This is a genomic window from Bradyrhizobium sp. 215_C5_N1_1, assembly GCF_052075935.1.
GTDB lineage: Bacteria > Pseudomonadota > Alphaproteobacteria > Rhizobiales > Xanthobacteraceae > Bradyrhizobium > Bradyrhizobium barranii.
In genome coordinates, this window is sequence record NZ_CP197228.1 from 385,314 (window position 1) to 401,592 (window position 16,279).

Genomic DNA, 16,279 nt, shown 5'->3' on the forward strand with positions numbered 1-16,279 from the left:
AGCTCTCTATTTCTTCGCGTAAATATCCTTGTAGGTATCCCGCAGCACGTTCTTCTGCACCTTGCCCATCGTATTCCGCGGCAATTCGTCCACGACGAAGACGCGCTTGGGCATCTTGAACTTTGCCAGCCTTCCGTCGAGCGCCTTCAGCACCGCGGCTTCGGTGACGTCGGCGCCCTCGTTGCAGACCAGAACCGCCGTGACGCCCTCGCCGAAATCGGCATGCGGCACGCCGATCACGGCGGACTCGACCACGCCGGGCATGGCGTCGAGCTCACTTTCGATTTCCTTGGGGTAGACGTTGAAGCCGCCGGAGATCACGAGATCCTTGCCGCGGCCGAGAATGTGGACGTAGCCCTTGTCGTCGATCTTGCCGAGGTCGCCGGTAATGAAGAAGCCGTCGGGCCGAAATTCGGACTTGGTCTTCTCCGGCATGCGCCAATAACCCCTAAAGACGTTCGGGCCCTTCACCTCGATCATGCCGATCTCGTCGCGCGGCAGCTCCTTGCCGGTCTCGGGCTCGGTCACGCGCACGGACACGCCGGGGAGGGGAAAGCCGACCGCGCCGGGCACGCGCTCGCCGTCATACGGGTTCGACGTGTTCATGTTGGTCTCGGTCATGCCGTAGCGCTCGAGCACCGCATGTCCCGTGCGCGCCGACCATTCGCGATGGGTTTCGGCGAGCAGCGGCGCGGAGCCCGAGATGAACAGCCGCATGTGCTTTGTGGTCTCGCGCGACAGCGCGGAGTTCTGGAGCAGCCGCGTGTAGAAGGTTGGCACGCCCATCAGCACCGTGGCGCGCGCCATCAGCTTGATGATGAGATCAGGGTCGAGCTTCGGCAGGAAGATCATCGACGCCCGCGAAAACAGCGTCACGTTGGTCGCCACGAACAGGCCGTGCGTATGGTAGATCGGCAGCGCGTGGATCAGCACGTCCTTGTCGGTGAAGCGCCAGTAGCCGACGAGCGAGAGCGAGTTCGACGCGAGATTGTCGTGCGTCAGCATCGCGCCCTTGGAGCGGCCGGTGGTGCCCGATGTGTAGAGGATCGCGGCGAGATCGTCGTTTGCCCGTGAGACGGTCGCGAATTCGTTGCTGGCCTTGTCGGCGGCTTCCGTCAGCGAGCCCTTGCCGTCAGGCCCGAGCGTTTCGACCTTGGCCTTCACCTTGGCGGCGATCGGGGCGAGGCCGTCGGCCTTGGAGGGATCGCAGACCACCAGCGACGGCTCGGCGTCGCCGATGAAGTAATCGAGCTCGTTCAACGTATAGGCCGTGTTCAGCGGCAAATAGACGGCGCCGGCCCGCACAGTGGCGAGATACAGCACGATATTGGCGACCGATTTTTCCACCTGCACCGCGACGCGGTCGCCGGGCTTCACGCCGCGCGCGACCAGCACATTCGCCATCTGCCCGGCCCGCGCGATCAGATCGCCATAGCTGATACGGCCGCCGTCCTGCGTCTCGACCGCGAGGCGTTTGGGATCGTCCAGACCGTCGAAGAGGCGGGAAAACAGGTTGGCGTTGGCAGCTTGGTTCATGCAAGATTTCCTCGACCGCAAGGCAAACAAGGCCGGTCAAAACCGAGGGCTGGATTAGCAAAAACCGCCCCAATGAAGCAACGGAGACAGTTTGCATGACCAAAAACGGGAAACGCGTGGCCTGGGTGACGGGCGGCGGCAGCGGGATCGGGGAGGCCGGCGCCGAGGCGCTCGCGGCCGACGGCTGGATAGTCGTGGTCTCGGGCCGCCGCAAGGACGCCCTGGATACCGTGGTTGCCAGGATTGCCAAGGCAGGCGGGGCGGCCGAGGCCATTGCGCTGGATGTGTCCAACGCCGCCGAAGCCCAGAAGGCGGCCGACCAAATCGTCGCGAAGCACGGCCGCATCGACCTGCTCGTGAACAATGCCGGTATCAATGTCCCCAAGCGGAGCTGGAAGGACATGGAACTGGAGGGCTGGGACAAGCTCGTCCAGGTCAACCTCAACGGCGTGCTGTATTGCATGCGCGCAGTGTTGCCCACGATGCGCAAGCAGCAGGATGGCTCGATCATCAACGTCTCGTCCTGGGCCGGCCGCCACGTCTCGAAGATGCCGGGCCCGGCCTACACCACCACCAAGCATGCGGTGCTGGCGCTGACTCATTCCTTCAACATGGACGAATGCGTTAACGGCCTGCGCGCCTGCTGCCTGATGCCGGGCGAGGTGGCTACTCCCATCCTGAAGCTGCGTCCGGTGGTGCCGAGCGAGGCGGAGCAGGCCAAGATGCTACAATCGGAAGATCTGGGCCGCACCATCGCGTTCATCGCATCGATGCCGCCGCGCGTCTGCATCAACGAGCTCCTGATCAGCCCGACGCATAATCGCGGATTCATTCAGACGCCGAACAACAGGGATTGAGCCTTGTAGGGTGGGCAAAGCGAAGCGTGCCCACCATGCCTATCTCAATCGAGCGAGAGATGGTGGGCACGGCGCATGCGCGCCTTTGCCCACCCTACGGCTCCTGAGATGTGTGGCGCGCTCGCTCACACACGAACGTACCCCCGCTTAGTTTCACGCATCACGATAAATTATTTCCCGAAACCCCATCGCGAACCCTCCCGTAGTTCGGTCCAACGACGGCACTGCTGCTTCACGCCAAAAGGTCGCAGGCGCCGTTGTTGCCCAACTCAAGCACCGGCAATTGCCGGTCACAATTCAATCGGGAGATTCTCCATGTCGAAGCGTATTGCCTATCTCGCTGCCGCCGCCTTCAGCGCCCTGGCCATCACCGCGACCGTCGTCGCGCCTGTCCGCGCCGAGGAGAAGACCGTCATGGTCGGTGGCGCCGCGATGTTCCCGTCCAAGAACATCGTCCAGAACGCCGTCAACTCGAAGGATCACACCACGCTGGTCGCGGCGGTGAAGGCGGCCGGCCTGGTGCCGACGCTGGAAAGCAAGGGCCCGTTCACGGTGTTCGCGCCCACCAATGCCGCCTTCGGCAAGCTGCCGGCCGGCACCGTCGACAATCTGGTCAAGCCCGAGAACAAGGCGACCTTGACCAAGATCCTCACCTACCATGTCGTGCCCGGCAAGCTCGAGGCCTCCGACCTCACCGACGGCAAGAAGATGAAGACCGCCGAAGGCGAGGAACTGACCGTGAAGAAGCAGGACGGCAAGGTCTGGATCGTCGATGCCAAGGGCGGCACCTCGATGGTGACGATCTCCAACGTCAACCAGTCGAACGGCGTGATCCATGTGGTCGATACCGTGCTGATGCCGGCGACGTAACACCGCACACCCCTGTTTCATCCCCCGAACAGGATGCTTTGAGATGGCGAGCCGGGGGCACCCGGCTCGCTTTATTGTGACCAAGGTCGCCCGCAGACTCGATTCGCCGTCGTGCGGGGGCGTAACGAAAGCGGAAGTATCGGCGTATATTCGATGTCAGACGACCTTCAGGACGGAACCATCATGTCGAGCCTCACAGTCAGCGACGAGCAGGTCAGCGCCACCCCCGCCAAAGTGATCCAGCCGGCCTGGGTCCGTGTCATGCACTGGACCAACGCGGTCGCCATGATCCTGATGATCCTGTCGGGCTGGCAGATCTACAACGCCTCGCCGCTGTTCGGCTTCAGTTTTCCGCGCGAATACACGCTTGGCGGCTGGCTCGGCGGCGGCCTGCTCTGGCACTTTGCCGCCATGTGGCTCTTGATGATCAACGGCCTCGCCTATCTCATCACCGGCTTCGCCACCGGCCGCTTCCGCAAAAAATTGCTGCCGATCACGCCGTCCGGTGTGCTCCACGACGTCAGGGCTGCCCTGACCTTCAAGCTCGGCCATGACGATCTGAGCGTCTACAATTACGTGCAGCGGGCACTCTACGCCGGCATCATCGTGGTTGGCGTGCTGATCGTGCTGTCGGGCCTGTCGATGTGGAAGCCGGTACAACTGCATTGGCTCGTGATGCTGTTCGGTGACTATCCGACCGCGCGCTACGTGCACTTCTTCTGCATGGCCGCGATCTGCGCCTTCCTCGTCATTCACGTCTTGCTCGCGCTGCTGGTGCCGAAGAGCCTGCGCGCGATGATCATTGGCCGCTGATTAGGAGACCCGTTATGGCCAAGCGCTCATTCCTCATCCCCGGCGTCGACAAGCGGCTGCTGATCAAGGACTCCATCAAGTCCATGCCGGACTTCACCCGCCGCCGCTTCATCGCCGGCGGCGCCAGCCTCGGCGCGCTGACGCTGCTCACCGGCTGCGACGTCGTCGATTCCTCGTCGGCCGATACCCTGCTCGCGAAGGTCTCGAAGTTCAACGACGCCGTGCAGGCGTGGATGTTCAATCCCGACGCGCTGGCACCGACCTTCCCGGAAAGCGCGATTACGAAACCGTTCCCGTTCAACGCCTATTACGATCTCGACGATGCGCCCGATGTCGACGGCGCCGACTGGAAGCTCGAGGTGCGCGGCCTCGTCGACAACAAGAAGTCCTGGACCCTGGACGAGCTCTACAAGCTGCCGCAGGTCACACAGATCACCCGCCACATCTGCGTCGAGGGCTGGAGCGCGATCGGAAGCTGGACCGGCACGCCGCTCCGCGATTTCCTCAAGCTGATCGGCGCCGATACGCGTGCGAAATACGTCTGGTTCCAATGCGCCGACAAGGACGGCTACAACTCTCCCTTGGACATGCGCAGCGCGCTGCATCCGCAAACGCAGATGACGTTCAAATACGCGAACGAGATTTTGCCGCGCGCCTACGGTTTCCCGATGAAGATCCGCGTGCCGACAAAACTCGGCTTCAAGAACCCGAAATACGTGGTCTCGATGGAAGTCACCAACGACTACAAGGGCGGCTATTGGGAAGACCAGGGGTACAATTCGTTCAGCGGGAGCTGACGCCAGCCCCGCTGCCGTAGGGTGGATTAGCCCTACGGCTGCGCGAAGCGCGGTCGCACGGCGTAATCCACCTCTTTCGTTTCCGCAGTGGCAGAAGTGGTGGGTCACGCCTTCGGCTAACCCACCCTACGGCACCGGTTCTTTGGCCGGCCCCACCTTCCGTTGGCACAACGCGGCCACCGCCCCCAGCGCCAGCAGCGCCGCCGACACATTCAATGCGTAACTCAAGCTGCCCAGCGCATCCGTGATCGCGCCGACCACGATCGGCCCCAGCGTCTGGCCGACGCCGAACGAGATCGTCATCGCCGCGATCGCGGTGGGCCACGCCTCCGGCGGGTAGTTGAAGCGCACGAAGGCCGTGGTCGAGCCGACCACGGCGAAGAAGGCGACGCCGAACACCACTGCCGAGACCGCAAGCCACGCCGGCGAATGCCCCAGCATCGGCAAGGCCGCACCTAACGCGTTGGTGCCGAGGATGATCGCGGTGGCGAGCCCGCCGCGGTCGAGCGCCAGCACGCCGCGCCAGACCCAGGGCGTGACGAAGGCGCTGAGACCGATCAGGCTCCAGAACGCGGCCTGCGCCGCGGCCCCGCCGCCGCCGTCGCGCACATACGCGATCATGAAGGTCATGTAGGCGATGTAGCCGGCGCCAAACAGGAAGTAGCCGGCGAGATAGATCAGCACGGGCAGAATCGCGAAGGCGGCGTGGCTGCCTTCCGAGAAGCGCACCCCACTCTCGATGCGGATCAGGAACAGCGGCACGGTCATCACGACGGACAGCAGCGTCAGCGCCCACCACACCAGCCACCACGAGCCCGGCCCGAAATATTGCAGCGTGAACGGGGCGATCAACCCCGAGCCGAGAATCCCGATGCCGGGCCCGGCGTAGAACAGGCTGAGCAGGAAATTGGCCCGTTCCGGGCGCGACTGCGCGATAGCCGCGGCCAGCGCGCCGCCGGCGACGAAGCCGGCTGCCGCCCCTAAGCCCAGCACGAGGCGTGCGAGGCTCAGCGCAACGAAATTTCCGGTCAGAGCGCAGGTGGCGAGTGCGGCGACGCAGGCGAGGGTTCCGCCGCGGATCGCCGCCGACCAGCCGACGCGCTGGATCAGCCGGGACGCGACAAGCGCGCCCACGAGGTAGCCGACGGCGTTGATGGTGTTCATGAAACCGGCCGCCGAGTAGGACCAGCCGAGGTCCTCCCGCATATCGGGCAGCACCAGCGCATAGGCAAAGCGGCCGATGCCGAGCCCGACCGTCGCCGCCAGCGACAGGGTCAGGATCAGCCGCGCGGGGTGTGCGTCGGGCGGGGGACGATCAGGGGCGCGCAAGGGATACTCCGGCGTCCCGCACTGTGGCAGGCCCTGCGGGCCTTGCACAGCCGCGAGGCGGCAATGGTGTCTTGCCAAGCGCGCAACGCCGCTCTAGCACTCCGGCCGAATTCGATCTCAGAGGAAACGACCATGGCGACCCACAAATTGCTGCTGCTCCCCGGCGACGGTATCGGCCCGGAGGTGATGGGGGAGGTGAAGCGGCTGATCGACTGGCTCAATTCGGCAGGGATCGCCAAATTCGAGACCGATACCGGCCTGGTCGGCGGCTCCGCCTACGACGCCCACAAGGTGTCGATCTCCGAGGGCGACATGGCCAAGGCGCTGGCCGCCGACGCCATCATCTTCGGCGCGGTCGGCGGCCCGAAGTGGGATGCCGTTCCTTACGAGGTGCGCCCCGAAGCCGGCCTGCTCCGCCTGCGCAAGGATCTCGCCCTGTTCGCCAACCTCCGTCCCGCCGTCTGCTATCCGGCGCTGGCCGATGCCTCCAGCCTGAAGCGTGAGGCGGTCGAGGGTCTCGACATCGTCATCGTGCGCGAGCTCACCGGCGGCGTCTATTTCGGCGAGCCCAAGACCATCACCGATCTCGGCAACGGCCAGAAGCGTGCCGTCGATACTCAGGTCTACGACACCTATGAGATCGAGCGCATCGGCCGCGTCGCCTTCGAGCTTGCCAGGAAGCGCAAGAACAAGGTGACGTCGATGGAGAAGCGCAACGTCATGAAGTCGGGCGTGCTCTGGAACGAGGTCATGACGGCGGTCCACAAGCGCGAATATCCTGACGTCACGCTCGAGCACCAGCTCGCCGATTCCGGCGGCATGATGCTGGTGAAGGCGCCGAAGCAGTTCGACGTCATCGTCACCGACAATCTGTTCGGTGACATGCTCTCCGACATTGCGGCGATGCTGACGGGCTCGCTCGGCATGCTGCCCTCGGCCTCGCTCGGCGAGGTCGATGTGAAGAGCAAGAAGCGCAAGGCGCTGTACGAGCCCGTGCACGGTTCGGCGCCCGACATCGCAGGCCAAGGCCTCGCGAATCCCATCGCGATGATCTCGTCCTTCGGCATGGCGCTGCGCTATTCCTTCGACATGGGCGATCTCGCCGACAAGGTCGACGCCGCGATCGCCGCGGTGCTGGCCAGCGGCCTGCGCACCGCCGACATCAAGTCGGAAGGCACCACGGTCGCCTCGACCACGCAGATGGGCGAAGCGATCCTGAAGGAATTGCAGAAGCTGCACGCGTAGCCACAAACACCGCAATCGTCGGGTGGGCAAAGCGATAGCGTGCCCACCATTTCGATCGCGATTGCCGCGAGATGGTGGGCACGGCGCTTCGCGCCTTTGCCCACCCTACGGCTCTGCCGACGACCTCAGGGAAGCCACCTCATGGATGCCTCGCCCCGCCCCAAGATCGCGGAAACCATCATCCATGAAACGGTCCGCCAGCGTGAGGCCCAGATCGGGCGGCGCTGCGAAATCCTCGCCAACACCCGCATCGAATATGCCGCGCTCGGCGATTACTCCTATCTCGGCGAGAACTGCGAGGTCGCCGACGCGGTGATCGGAAAATTCACCGCCATCGCCAACTCGGTGCGGATCGGCGCGCCCAATCATCCGATGGGCCGGCCGTCCCAGCATCGCTTCACCTATTGCCCTGAATATTACGAGGCGACCGCGAGCCGTGACCGCGACTTCTTCGCAGATCGCCGCAGCGACCGGGTGATCGTCGGCAATGATGTCTGGATCGGGCACGCCGCCATCCTGCTGCCGGGCGTCACGGTCGGCGACGGGGCGGTGATTGCCGCGGGCGCGGTCGTCAGCCGCGATGTCGAGCCCTACACGATCGTCGGTGGCGTTCCCGCGCGTGCCATCCGCAAGCGCTTTGACGATTCGGTCGCGGCAAGCCTGCGCCGCATTGCCTGGTGGGATTGGCCGGACGAACTCATCTTCGAGCGCCTGGGCGATTTCCGCTCCGAGGCGATCGAAGAATTTTGCAGGCGCTACGACCCGGCAGCCAACGCCTGAAGCGGACGTATCTCTCACAAACAAAAATGGCCGGGCGCGAGCCCGGCCATTTTGATTCGGTCGATCATTCCGCTCAGTACAGCGGGAAATTCCGCGGATAACCGCCGACGTCGGCCGGCGTGCTCAGCGGCTGGCGATCGATCGGGCGGTTGTTGTTCTCGCGGGCGAAGGTCGGATAGCCGATCGCCGGCGGGAAAGCGTAATCGGAGAACTTGCGGTCGCCCGGATTGACCTCGGTGCCGCCGTCGAGCCAGGAGCGCTTGCTCACATAGAGGCGGGTGCGACCCTGCTGATAGACCGCGTTGGGGCCGCTCGGGCCGTAATAGGGACGGCTGTTGTCGTAACGTTGCTTCTTGGTGTCGGCCGAGGCGGGTGTCGCGAGGGCTGAGGACATGGCAACCACGGCGCCGGCCGCAAGCCACATCGCCAGTTTGTTCGCGGCGGAGAAATTCGAGCTCATCACGTCCCCTTCAGGCGGCAAGCCGCCAATCGATTTCATCCCCATACTAGCGCGGCAAGGGTGGCCGCAACTAGGTCTATTGGGTCACACCAGCTCGGAATAATCGTGCGCGCTGGCAAAAGTTGCATCAATACCAGCCACTTGAGCTTGATGCGGATCAAAGCGCCCCGCGCAATTGCGCGTTCGCCGCGCCCAGCAGCCAGTCCGACGAACCCTGGGGAGTGCAGGAGCGGCGCTTCAGCTCCGCATGGGCGAACAATTCCGCCAGCTTCGGCTCGTTACCCGAGGTCAGGAGCGTGAGCCGGTTCAGCGTGCAGGCGATTGCCGCGCGCCGGGCGGGCAGGGTGTCGCCCTGGCAGGAGAAGCCGGAGATCTGGAGCGCCGGCTCCTCGCTGCGCTTGAGGTAGCCGAGGCACGCCCGCGCGGCCTCCGCCGTGCCGGTGGGCCGGAACAGGGCGACGGGACCGAATTTCGTGTCGATCAGGCCGGCCTGCTCGAGCGGGGTTGCGTCACCCAGGCCCATTTGGACGGCCAGGTCCGCTGTCGCCGGGCGGGTCACGTCGAATTCGCCGCCTTCGCGGTAGATCTCGAGCTCCGCCACGGGCTTGTCCGCCTCGCCGGTCCAGTGCATCACGTCCCTACGGCCGCCTTCGGGATGCCTGAGAATGACGTAAGAGGCTGTTTTTTCTGATGAATCTAGCCGGCTGAGGGCGAAGGCCGGTTGCGAGCGGTCGGCCACGCTCCACCCCGGCTTCTCCGCGGGCTCATCGTCACGCAGGCTGGGCAGCTGGTCGAACGCGGCGAGGGCGAGGATGGCAAACAGAACCAGCGCCCCCACATAGGCGAACAGGCGCGCCAGCGTGCCGACGACTTCGTCGGCGAGGGCTGCGAGCGCCAGATGGATCTGGGTAGGGGTTGCGGCCGTGCTGGCCTCTGGCGACTGCATCCACGGCCTTCAGGCATGGTCCAACGTTGTCTTGAGGCCGGTTCTCGCATAGAAGCGCTGCTCTTCCTGTTTAAGCGTCAGCTTCAGGAACGGGCTTTTTCATCGGAGAGTGAACGATGGGTTACAAAGTCGCAGTCGTCGGCGCGACCGGCAATGTCGGACGGGAAATGCTCAACATCCTCGATGAGCGCAAATTCCCCGCGGACGAGGTCGTGGCCCTGGCGTCACGCCGCAGCGTCGGCGTCGAGGTCTCCTATGGCGACCGCACCCTGAAGGTCAAAGCGCTCGAGCACTATGACTTCTCCGATGTCGATATCTGCCTGATGTCGGCGGGCGGCTCGGTGTCGAAGGAATGGTCGCCGAAGATCGGCGCCGCCGGCACGGTCGTGATCGACAACTCGTCCGCCTGGCGCATGGATCCGGACGTGCCGCTGATCGTGCCCGAGGTGAACGCGGACGCGACGGCCGGCTTCAAGAAGAAGAACATCATCGCCAACCCGAACTGCTCGACCGCGCAGCTCGTGGTCGCGCTGAAGCCGCTGCACGACAAGGCGACGATCAAGCGCGTCGTGGTCTCGACCTATCAATCGGTCTCGGGCGCCGGCAAGGATGCGATGGACGAATTGTTCTCGCAGACCAAGGCCGTCTACACCAACAGCGAGCTGATCGCGAAGAAATTCCCCAAGCGCATCGCCTTCAACGTCATCCCCCAGATCGACGTCTTCATGGAGGACGGCTACACCAAGGAAGAGTGGAAGATGATGGCGGAGACCAAGAAGATTCTTGATCCCAAGATCAAGCTCTCCGCGACCTGCGTGCGCGTGCCGGTGTTCGTCGGCCACTCCGAGGCCGTCAACATCGAGTTCGAGAATCCGATCACGGCGGACGAGGCACGCGACATCCTGCGCAAGGCGCCGGGCTGCCTCGTCATCGACAAGCAGGAGCCCGGTGGCTACGCCACGCCCTATGAAGCCGCCGGCGAGGACGCCACCTATATCAGCCGCATCCGCGAGGACGCGACGGTGGAGAACGGCCTCGTGCTGTGGTGCGTGTCCGACAATCTGCGCAAGGGCGCGGCGCTCAACGCCATTCAGATTGCGGAAGTGCTGATCAACCGCAAGCTGATCAGCGCGAAGAAGAAGGCGGCGTAACGAGCGGGATCTCGTAGGGTGGGCAAAGCGAAGCGTGCCCACCAAGGTCTCAATCGGGAAAGATGGTGGGCACGGCGCGTTGCGCCTTTGCCCACCCTACGAATTCAAGCCGCGTTGCGCACGCTCTTGAATTCCTTCGCGGCCTTGTCCAGCACGAACAGCGACCCCTCTGCCACGCCGAAATAGGCGCCGTGGGTCTGCATCTGGCCTGAGTCCACCGCCTTCTGCACGAACGGGAACGTCATCAGGTTTTCCAGGCTGCGGAACACCGCGGCCTTCTCGATGCGCTCGACGAACTGCGCCATGGTCTCGTGGTCGCGCTGCTCGACCACTTCGCCCGGCTTGATGAACATCTGCATCCATTTGCCGATGAAGTCGCCCGGCGTGAGCGGCTCGATCTTGTCGACGAAGGCGCGGATGCCGCCGCATTGCGCGTGCCCGAGCACGACGATGTGTTTCACCTTCAGCACCGTCACGGCATATTCCAGCGCCGCGGAGACGCCGTGCGCATTGCCGTCGGGCTGATACACCGGCACCAGATTGGCGATGTTGCGGACGACGAACAGTTCACCCGGTCCGACGTCGAAGATCACCTCGGGCGAGACGCGGCTGTCGCAGCAGCCGATCACCATCACTTCCGGGAACTGCCCCTTCACCGACAGCTCGCGATAGCGGCTCTGCTCGGTCGGCAGCCGCTGGGTGGCGAAGGCCTTGTAGCCTTCCAGCAAATGCTTCGGGAATGTGATCATGGCCTATGCCTAACCATAGACCAGAGGGGCGAACAAGCCTTTCGAATAGGCAGGCCAGATGCTATCGGCTTGGCTTGTTGTTTGAGCATGATCCTTTCGGAAAACCGCCGCACACTTTTCCCGGATCATGCTCCAGAATACACCCGAGGAAACTGGAAGGAATGCTCGCATGACCCGCCCGCGCCGCAGCCATCTGTTCATGCCCGGCTCCAACCCTCGCGCGCTGGAAAAGGCGCGAAATCTCGCCGCCGACGGCCTGATCCTCGATCTGGAAGATTCCGTCGCGCCCGACCTCAAAGGGGTGGCGCGTGACGGCATCGCCGCTGCGATCGCGGACAAGGGGTTCGGCAAGCGCGAGATTTTGATCCGGACCAACGGCCTCGACACGCCCTGGTGGGCCGATGACGTCGCGATGGCCGCCAAGGCCTCGCCTGATGGCATTCTGGTTCCAAAAGTTTCAAGCATCGAGGATCTCCAGGCGATCGGCGCTCGCCTTGCCGAACTCGGCGCCGCGCCGACGGTGAAAGTCTGGGCGATGATCGAGACCGCGCGCGCCGTGCTTCATGCCGAGGAGCTGGCCGCCGCGGGCCGCGATCCCAGGACGCGCCTCTCCGGTTTCGTGTTCGGCCCGAACGACATCTCGCGCGAGACGCGCATCAAGATGCTGCCGGGCCGTGCGGCGATGATCCCGATGATCACCCATTGCATCCTGGCGACGCGCGCCCATGGCCTCGAAATCCTCGACGGCCCCTATAGCGACATCGCCAATTCCGACGGTTTTGCCACCGAATGCGCGCAGGGCCGCGACCTCGGTTTCGACGGCAAGACGCTGATCCATCCGTCGCAGATCGAGGCCTGCAACGCGATCTTCACGCCGCCCGAAGAGGAAGTCGCGCGCGCGCGAAAGATCATCGCGGCATTCGAGCTGCCGGAGAACGTTTCGCGCGGCGCGATCCGGCTCGATGGCGCAATGGTGGAGCGTCTGCACGCCGACATGGCGCGGCGCACGATCGAGATCGCGGACGCGATCGCAGCGATGAGCAAGGGCTGAGGCGTCAACTCGAAGAAGCGATATCCGCTTTTCCCCGCCAGGCGGACATCTTCTCGACGTCAAGAGGACTGCCGCTTGTGACCCATGCGGTCATCGCGGCGGTCAGTCCCAATCGCCTATTTTCCCGCCCGCGAAGCGGCTCTGGATTCGTCACCCGCGACGATGGCGCTTTCGCGGGACGGTGCATCGACAGGCTGCGGCGCCGCCAATTCCTGGCAATACATCTGATCGATCTTGCGCTGCATGAGCGCATAGCAATCGCATGCGACCTTCTCGAGCCGCGCCCGATGGATCTCGACAAACCCGCGCCGGTCGGACGGGACGGCGCCGGCATCGCGTAGCTTGCTCATCGTCAGGGTCACTGTCGTCCGTCGCACCCCAAGCAATTGCGCAAGCGCCTCGTGCGTCACCGGAAGCCGGTCATCGGGAACGCGGTCGTGCAGCTGCAGGAGCCACCGCGCCATGCGGCCATCGACCCGGTGCAGCGCGTTGCAGGCGGCGACGTGCTGGAGCTGCAACAACACCGCGCGGGCGTGGACTTGCACGACGTTCCTGATGGCGGCGCTTTGCGCGAAGGCCGCGCGAAACTTGGCGGCGGAAATCAGCGATGCTGTGCCGGCGATCCGAGCAATCGCGGTCACGGATGACAGCGACGGGCCGAGCACGGAGAACGAGGCCAAAGCGCCTTCCCGTCCCATCAAGGTGGTTGCGACCGTTTGCCCGTCCGGCATATCGATCATGAAGGCGATGGCGCCGCTATGGGGAAAATAAACCGGGTCGAGCTCATCGCCCGACCGCACCAGGATGGCATCGGGTTCGAACGAGACCTTCTGGAAGTAGGGCGTGAGCAAACCGAGATCCGCCGGCGGCAACGCCGCCAATAGTCGATTCCCGATGCCCGTGCGGTGGACGGTCACGGCGCTTTCCGGTGAACGAGCACCCAACGAACGACGGTAACCATCCATTTCGTTTGCCATGATTGTCCGGAATTCGAATTGCCGAAGGGCAACCATCCAAACAGAGGCATTCGTCGAGATCAAGCACGGACAATTGCGGAGACCTTGCCGGCATCCTCGCCGCGCAAACAGGGCCTTGCATACATCATACTATTGACGCCCTTTGCTACTGGGCGAGGTGCCACACGTGGTGATCGACCAGTGATTGTTGCGGCGGCGCGTGAGTTTGCCCTGGCCCGGGCGCTTCCGCGCCGATGCCGAGCTGCACCGGCATCGTCAGCTGCTTGTCGTCGGCTCGTCCCGATGACGGCCGTTTCGCCGAAGTCCGCGATCTCGGCTTTTCCCGTTGCGGTGGTGAACAGGGGTGCTACCCTCGAAGCCATTGGTGGGTTCGGGCAATCTATTGATGCGTTTTTTTGGGGCAGCTGTCTTTCTCGTCATGTCGCTTTTGTCCGCTCAGCCCGCCCTTGCGCAGGCGCGGGTTGCGCTTGTCATCGGCAATGGCGCCTACGAGAAGGTGCCCGAACTGCCGAACCCGACTCGCGATGCGGCCGACATCGGCCGCGCGCTGGAGCGGCTGGATTTCAAGGTCACTCAAGTCAAGAACGCCACCGCGCAAGAGATGAGGAAGGCCGTCGTTGAGTTCGGCCGATCCGCCGAAATGTCCGACATCGCCGTCGTGTTCTACGCCGGGCACGGCATGGAAGTCGGTGGCGAGAATTGGCTGATCCCAATCAGCGCCGAGCTGCGCAGCGATACCGACGCCGAAAGCGAGGCGATCAGCCTGCGTTCGGTGAGCCTTCAGGTTTCGAAGGCACGGAAGTTGGGCCTCGTGATACTTGACGCGTGCCGCAACAACCCTTTTGCCGCGAAGATGAAGCGCTCGTTGAGCACCCGGGCCGTGGCTCGCGGGCTCGCGCCGACGGAGCCGTCCGACAATGTCCTGATCGCGTATGCCGCCCGGGACGGCACCACGGCAAGCGACGGCGAAGGCCGGAATAGCCCCTTCACGACGTCGCTGCTTCGTCACATCGAAACGCCCGGCCTGGAGATATCGTTTCTGTTTCGCCGGGTTCGTGACGACGTGATGGCGGCAACCAGGCGCGAACAGCAGCCTTTCGTGTATGGCTCGTTGTCGAAGGAAGAGATTTACCTCAAGGCCCCCGCCGTCGCCGCTCAGGCGTCAGCTGCATCAACTCCGGCGCCCGCAGCTCCCGCGGAAGACGAGAAGTTCTGGCAGGCTGTCCGGACGTCGACGGTGGCAGCTCTCTTTGAGGAGTTTCTCGCCAGATACCCCCGCAGCGGCCACGCTGCCGAAGCCCGCCAGCGAATCAAGGATCTCAAGGCCAGCGAAGTTGCGGCGCTATCATCTCCGGCTGCTGCTCCGAAATCGGATGCGAGCGGACGCCAGGAGGCTGATGCCAAGCGCGCCGTACGAAATCTATTTACGCCCGACGACAACAAAAAAATCTCTGTCATCGCGGCAGCTCAGCAACTCGAATTGCCGAGCTTCACCATCTCGTCCGATCGGAACGATCCACTCAACGCCAATTCCAGGTTTGTCGGCGTGTGGTCCAACAAGCGTGGGTGGACCAATGGCAAGGGACGCTACGCCATGCTGATCGTCACGGAGGTCTCCGCGACGGGCTTGGCCAAGGGATACTACCTCTGGGGGCCGCCCACGAAACAATCATGGGTGAAGGATGTGGCGGGATACAAATCGTTCGCCGAGTACATTACGAACGATAAATTCTCCATCAATGGGACGCCTGTTACGGCCAAGCTGGACAAGAACGTCCTTGCCCTGACTTCCGTCAATAAGGAGAAGCCGTCAGAGACCGCGAATATCGAGCTTCGTCCAGTCTGGCAGCTTGTGCCGGTGCCCGAGGATGCCGAACCTCCGACCAAACGCGATAAGACTGCGCGACCTCATGCAGTCAAGAAAGAGAGCGCGGCCGAACCTGGCCCTCCGGGTCATGCCGGCGGAGCGAGTATGGAAGAGCGCTATCGCGCGTGCAGAAAGCTCGTGAAAGGATTTGCCCAGCGCGACGCATGCGCGCGAAACGGCACGATCTGATCTTTCGACCCACACGACACCGTCAGCGCGGGGCGACGTCGGCCCGATCGAGCGACTCCAGCGTCGAAGCATTGGCACAATAGCCGTGGTAGTTCTCCGCGGCGGTGCCATCGGCGAGATCGCGGTCGCATTGTCCCTTGTGATTGCAGAGCGAGCAGACGCGCTCCATGTCGCGCAGCAGCAGCGGCTGTGCACGACCGAGCCTGTCTGCGCTGATGCCGAGCTGCTCGAGCATCTTCGGCAGCTCGTCGGCAGCGTGCTTGCCGTGACGGACCAGCTCCTCCAGATCGTCAGGCGCGATCCTGAGATCTTGCGCGATCCGGTCGAAATCGGCGCGATCGAGCTGCCGCATCTCGTTCATCTCGCGGCGATGCTTCAGCCAGGCGGCAAAGGACTCGATGAGGTCCTGGACGATGGGATAAGGCCTGCTTGCGGTGCTCATGGAAAGCTCCATTCGGGCGGCGGAATTGGAGCGAGATTAGGCACAATGGTGCAGAGGCGCGTTGCGCTGGATCAAATTTGGAAGCGTTGGAGTGTGGCGCGTTGGTGGTTGGTTTCGTGTCCCGGACGCGCGAAGTGCCGCTCCGCAGAGCCGGGACCCATCTCGCCGCATCTCCGGGCCCCGGCTCAGCAGCGCATCACCATAGCGCGTCGAAGACGCG

Annotated in this window: 16 protein-coding genes; 9 read left to right on the forward strand and 7 right to left on the reverse strand. The window is 63.8% G+C overall.

What is annotated here, in order from left to right; all coding sequences use genetic code 11:
- Window positions 1–6 precede the first annotated feature (6 nt).
- A complete protein-coding gene (locus AB7G19_RS01780; RefSeq protein ID WP_085402945.1) occupies window positions 7–1,536 on the reverse strand; it encodes a malonate--CoA ligase in 1,530 nt (509 codons plus the stop codon).
- A 95-nt stretch (window positions 1,537–1,631) separates the two neighbouring features.
- Between AB7G19_RS01780 and AB7G19_RS01785 the strand changes: the two genes are divergently transcribed.
- From AB7G19_RS01785 to AB7G19_RS01800, 4 genes are all read left to right on the forward strand, one after another.
- Window positions 1,632–2,393, forward strand: a complete 762-nt coding sequence (locus AB7G19_RS01785; protein WP_085402944.1) for an SDR family oxidoreductase — start codon at window positions 1,632–1,634, stop codon at window positions 2,391–2,393.
- A gap of 315 nt (window positions 2,394–2,708) precedes the next feature.
- A complete protein-coding gene (locus AB7G19_RS01790; RefSeq protein WP_014490676.1) occupies window positions 2,709–3,263 on the forward strand; it encodes a fasciclin domain-containing protein in 555 nt (184 codons plus the stop codon).
- 183 nt (window positions 3,264–3,446) lie between these two features.
- Window positions 3,447–4,076: a cytochrome b/b6 domain-containing protein gene (locus tag AB7G19_RS01795; protein WP_085403096.1), complete on the forward strand. Its 630-nt coding sequence runs from the start codon at window positions 3,447–3,449 to the stop codon at window positions 4,074–4,076.
- A gap of 14 nt (window positions 4,077–4,090) precedes the next feature.
- Complete coding sequence (locus AB7G19_RS01800; protein ID WP_063980374.1) at window positions 4,091–4,873, forward strand: molybdopterin-binding protein; 783 nt, start codon at window positions 4,091–4,093, stop codon at window positions 4,871–4,873.
- Between the two features lie 126 nt (window positions 4,874–4,999).
- On the opposite strand, the gene AB7G19_RS01805 is transcribed toward AB7G19_RS01800, so the two are convergent.
- Window positions 5,000–6,202, reverse strand: a complete 1,203-nt coding sequence (locus AB7G19_RS01805; RefSeq protein WP_085403095.1) for a YbfB/YjiJ family MFS transporter — start codon at window positions 6,200–6,202, stop codon at window positions 5,000–5,002.
- Between the two features lie 132 nt (window positions 6,203–6,334).
- On the opposite strand from AB7G19_RS01805, the gene leuB reads away from it, so the two are divergent.
- Together leuB and AB7G19_RS01815 are read left to right on the forward strand one after the other, a co-directional pair.
- Window positions 6,335–7,447 (forward strand): 3-isopropylmalate dehydrogenase, encoded by a 1,113-nt coding sequence (gene leuB / locus AB7G19_RS01810; protein WP_085402943.1) that lies wholly within the window; start codon window positions 6,335–6,337, stop codon window positions 7,445–7,447.
- Window positions 7,448–7,588: 141 nt separating this feature from the next.
- Window positions 7,589–8,227 (forward strand): DapH/DapD/GlmU-related protein, encoded by a 639-nt coding sequence (locus AB7G19_RS01815; RefSeq protein ID WP_085402941.1) that lies wholly within the window; start codon window positions 7,589–7,591, stop codon window positions 8,225–8,227.
- Between the two features lie 73 nt (window positions 8,228–8,300).
- On the opposite strand, the gene AB7G19_RS01820 is transcribed toward AB7G19_RS01815, so the two are convergent.
- Both AB7G19_RS01820 and AB7G19_RS01825 read right to left on the reverse strand, forming a co-directional pair.
- Window positions 8,301–8,687: a hypothetical protein gene (locus AB7G19_RS01820; protein WP_028158592.1), complete on the reverse strand. Its 387-nt coding sequence runs from the start codon at window positions 8,685–8,687 to the stop codon at window positions 8,301–8,303.
- Window positions 8,688–8,844: 157 nt separating this feature from the next.
- Entirely contained in the window at window positions 8,845–9,633 is a 789-nt protein-coding gene (locus tag AB7G19_RS01825; RefSeq protein ID WP_085402937.1) for a hypothetical protein, read from the reverse strand.
- Window positions 9,634–9,749: 116 nt separating this feature from the next.
- On the opposite strand from AB7G19_RS01825, the gene AB7G19_RS01830 reads away from it, so the two are divergent.
- Window positions 9,750–10,784: an aspartate-semialdehyde dehydrogenase gene (locus tag AB7G19_RS01830; RefSeq protein WP_063980378.1), complete on the forward strand. Its 1,035-nt coding sequence runs from the start codon at window positions 9,750–9,752 to the stop codon at window positions 10,782–10,784.
- Window positions 10,785–10,888: 104 nt separating this feature from the next.
- Here AB7G19_RS01830 and AB7G19_RS01835 read toward each other — a convergent pair whose 3' ends face one another.
- A complete protein-coding gene (locus tag AB7G19_RS01835; protein ID WP_085402935.1) occupies window positions 10,889–11,533 on the reverse strand; it encodes a carbonic anhydrase in 645 nt (214 codons plus the stop codon).
- Window positions 11,534–11,702: 169 nt separating this feature from the next.
- Here AB7G19_RS01835 and AB7G19_RS01840 point away from each other — a divergent pair, with 169 nt between their 5' ends.
- The gene (locus tag AB7G19_RS01840) at window positions 11,703–12,584 is read left to right on the forward strand and encodes an HpcH/HpaI aldolase/citrate lyase family protein (RefSeq protein ID WP_085402933.1); all 882 of its coding nucleotides are present in this window, start codon (window positions 11,703–11,705) and stop codon (window positions 12,582–12,584) included.
- A 116-nt stretch (window positions 12,585–12,700) separates the two neighbouring features.
- Here AB7G19_RS01840 and AB7G19_RS01845 read toward each other — a convergent pair whose 3' ends face one another.
- On the reverse strand, window positions 12,701–13,501 hold the full coding sequence (locus AB7G19_RS01845; RefSeq protein WP_063980381.1) for a Crp/Fnr family transcriptional regulator: 801 nt from the start codon (window positions 13,499–13,501) through the stop codon (window positions 12,701–12,703).
- A 424-nt stretch (window positions 13,502–13,925) separates the two neighbouring features.
- On the opposite strand from AB7G19_RS01845, the gene AB7G19_RS01850 reads away from it, so the two are divergent.
- Window positions 13,926–15,617 (forward strand): caspase family protein, encoded by a 1,692-nt coding sequence (locus tag AB7G19_RS01850; protein WP_354077078.1) that lies wholly within the window; start codon window positions 13,926–13,928, stop codon window positions 15,615–15,617.
- 22 nt (window positions 15,618–15,639) lie between these two features.
- Here the strand turns inward: AB7G19_RS01850 and AB7G19_RS01855 are convergent, their stop codons facing one another.
- Complete coding sequence (locus AB7G19_RS01855; protein WP_028158586.1) at window positions 15,640–16,059, reverse strand: hypothetical protein; 420 nt, start codon at window positions 16,057–16,059, stop codon at window positions 15,640–15,642.
- Between the last annotated feature and the right edge of the window lie 220 nt (window positions 16,060–16,279).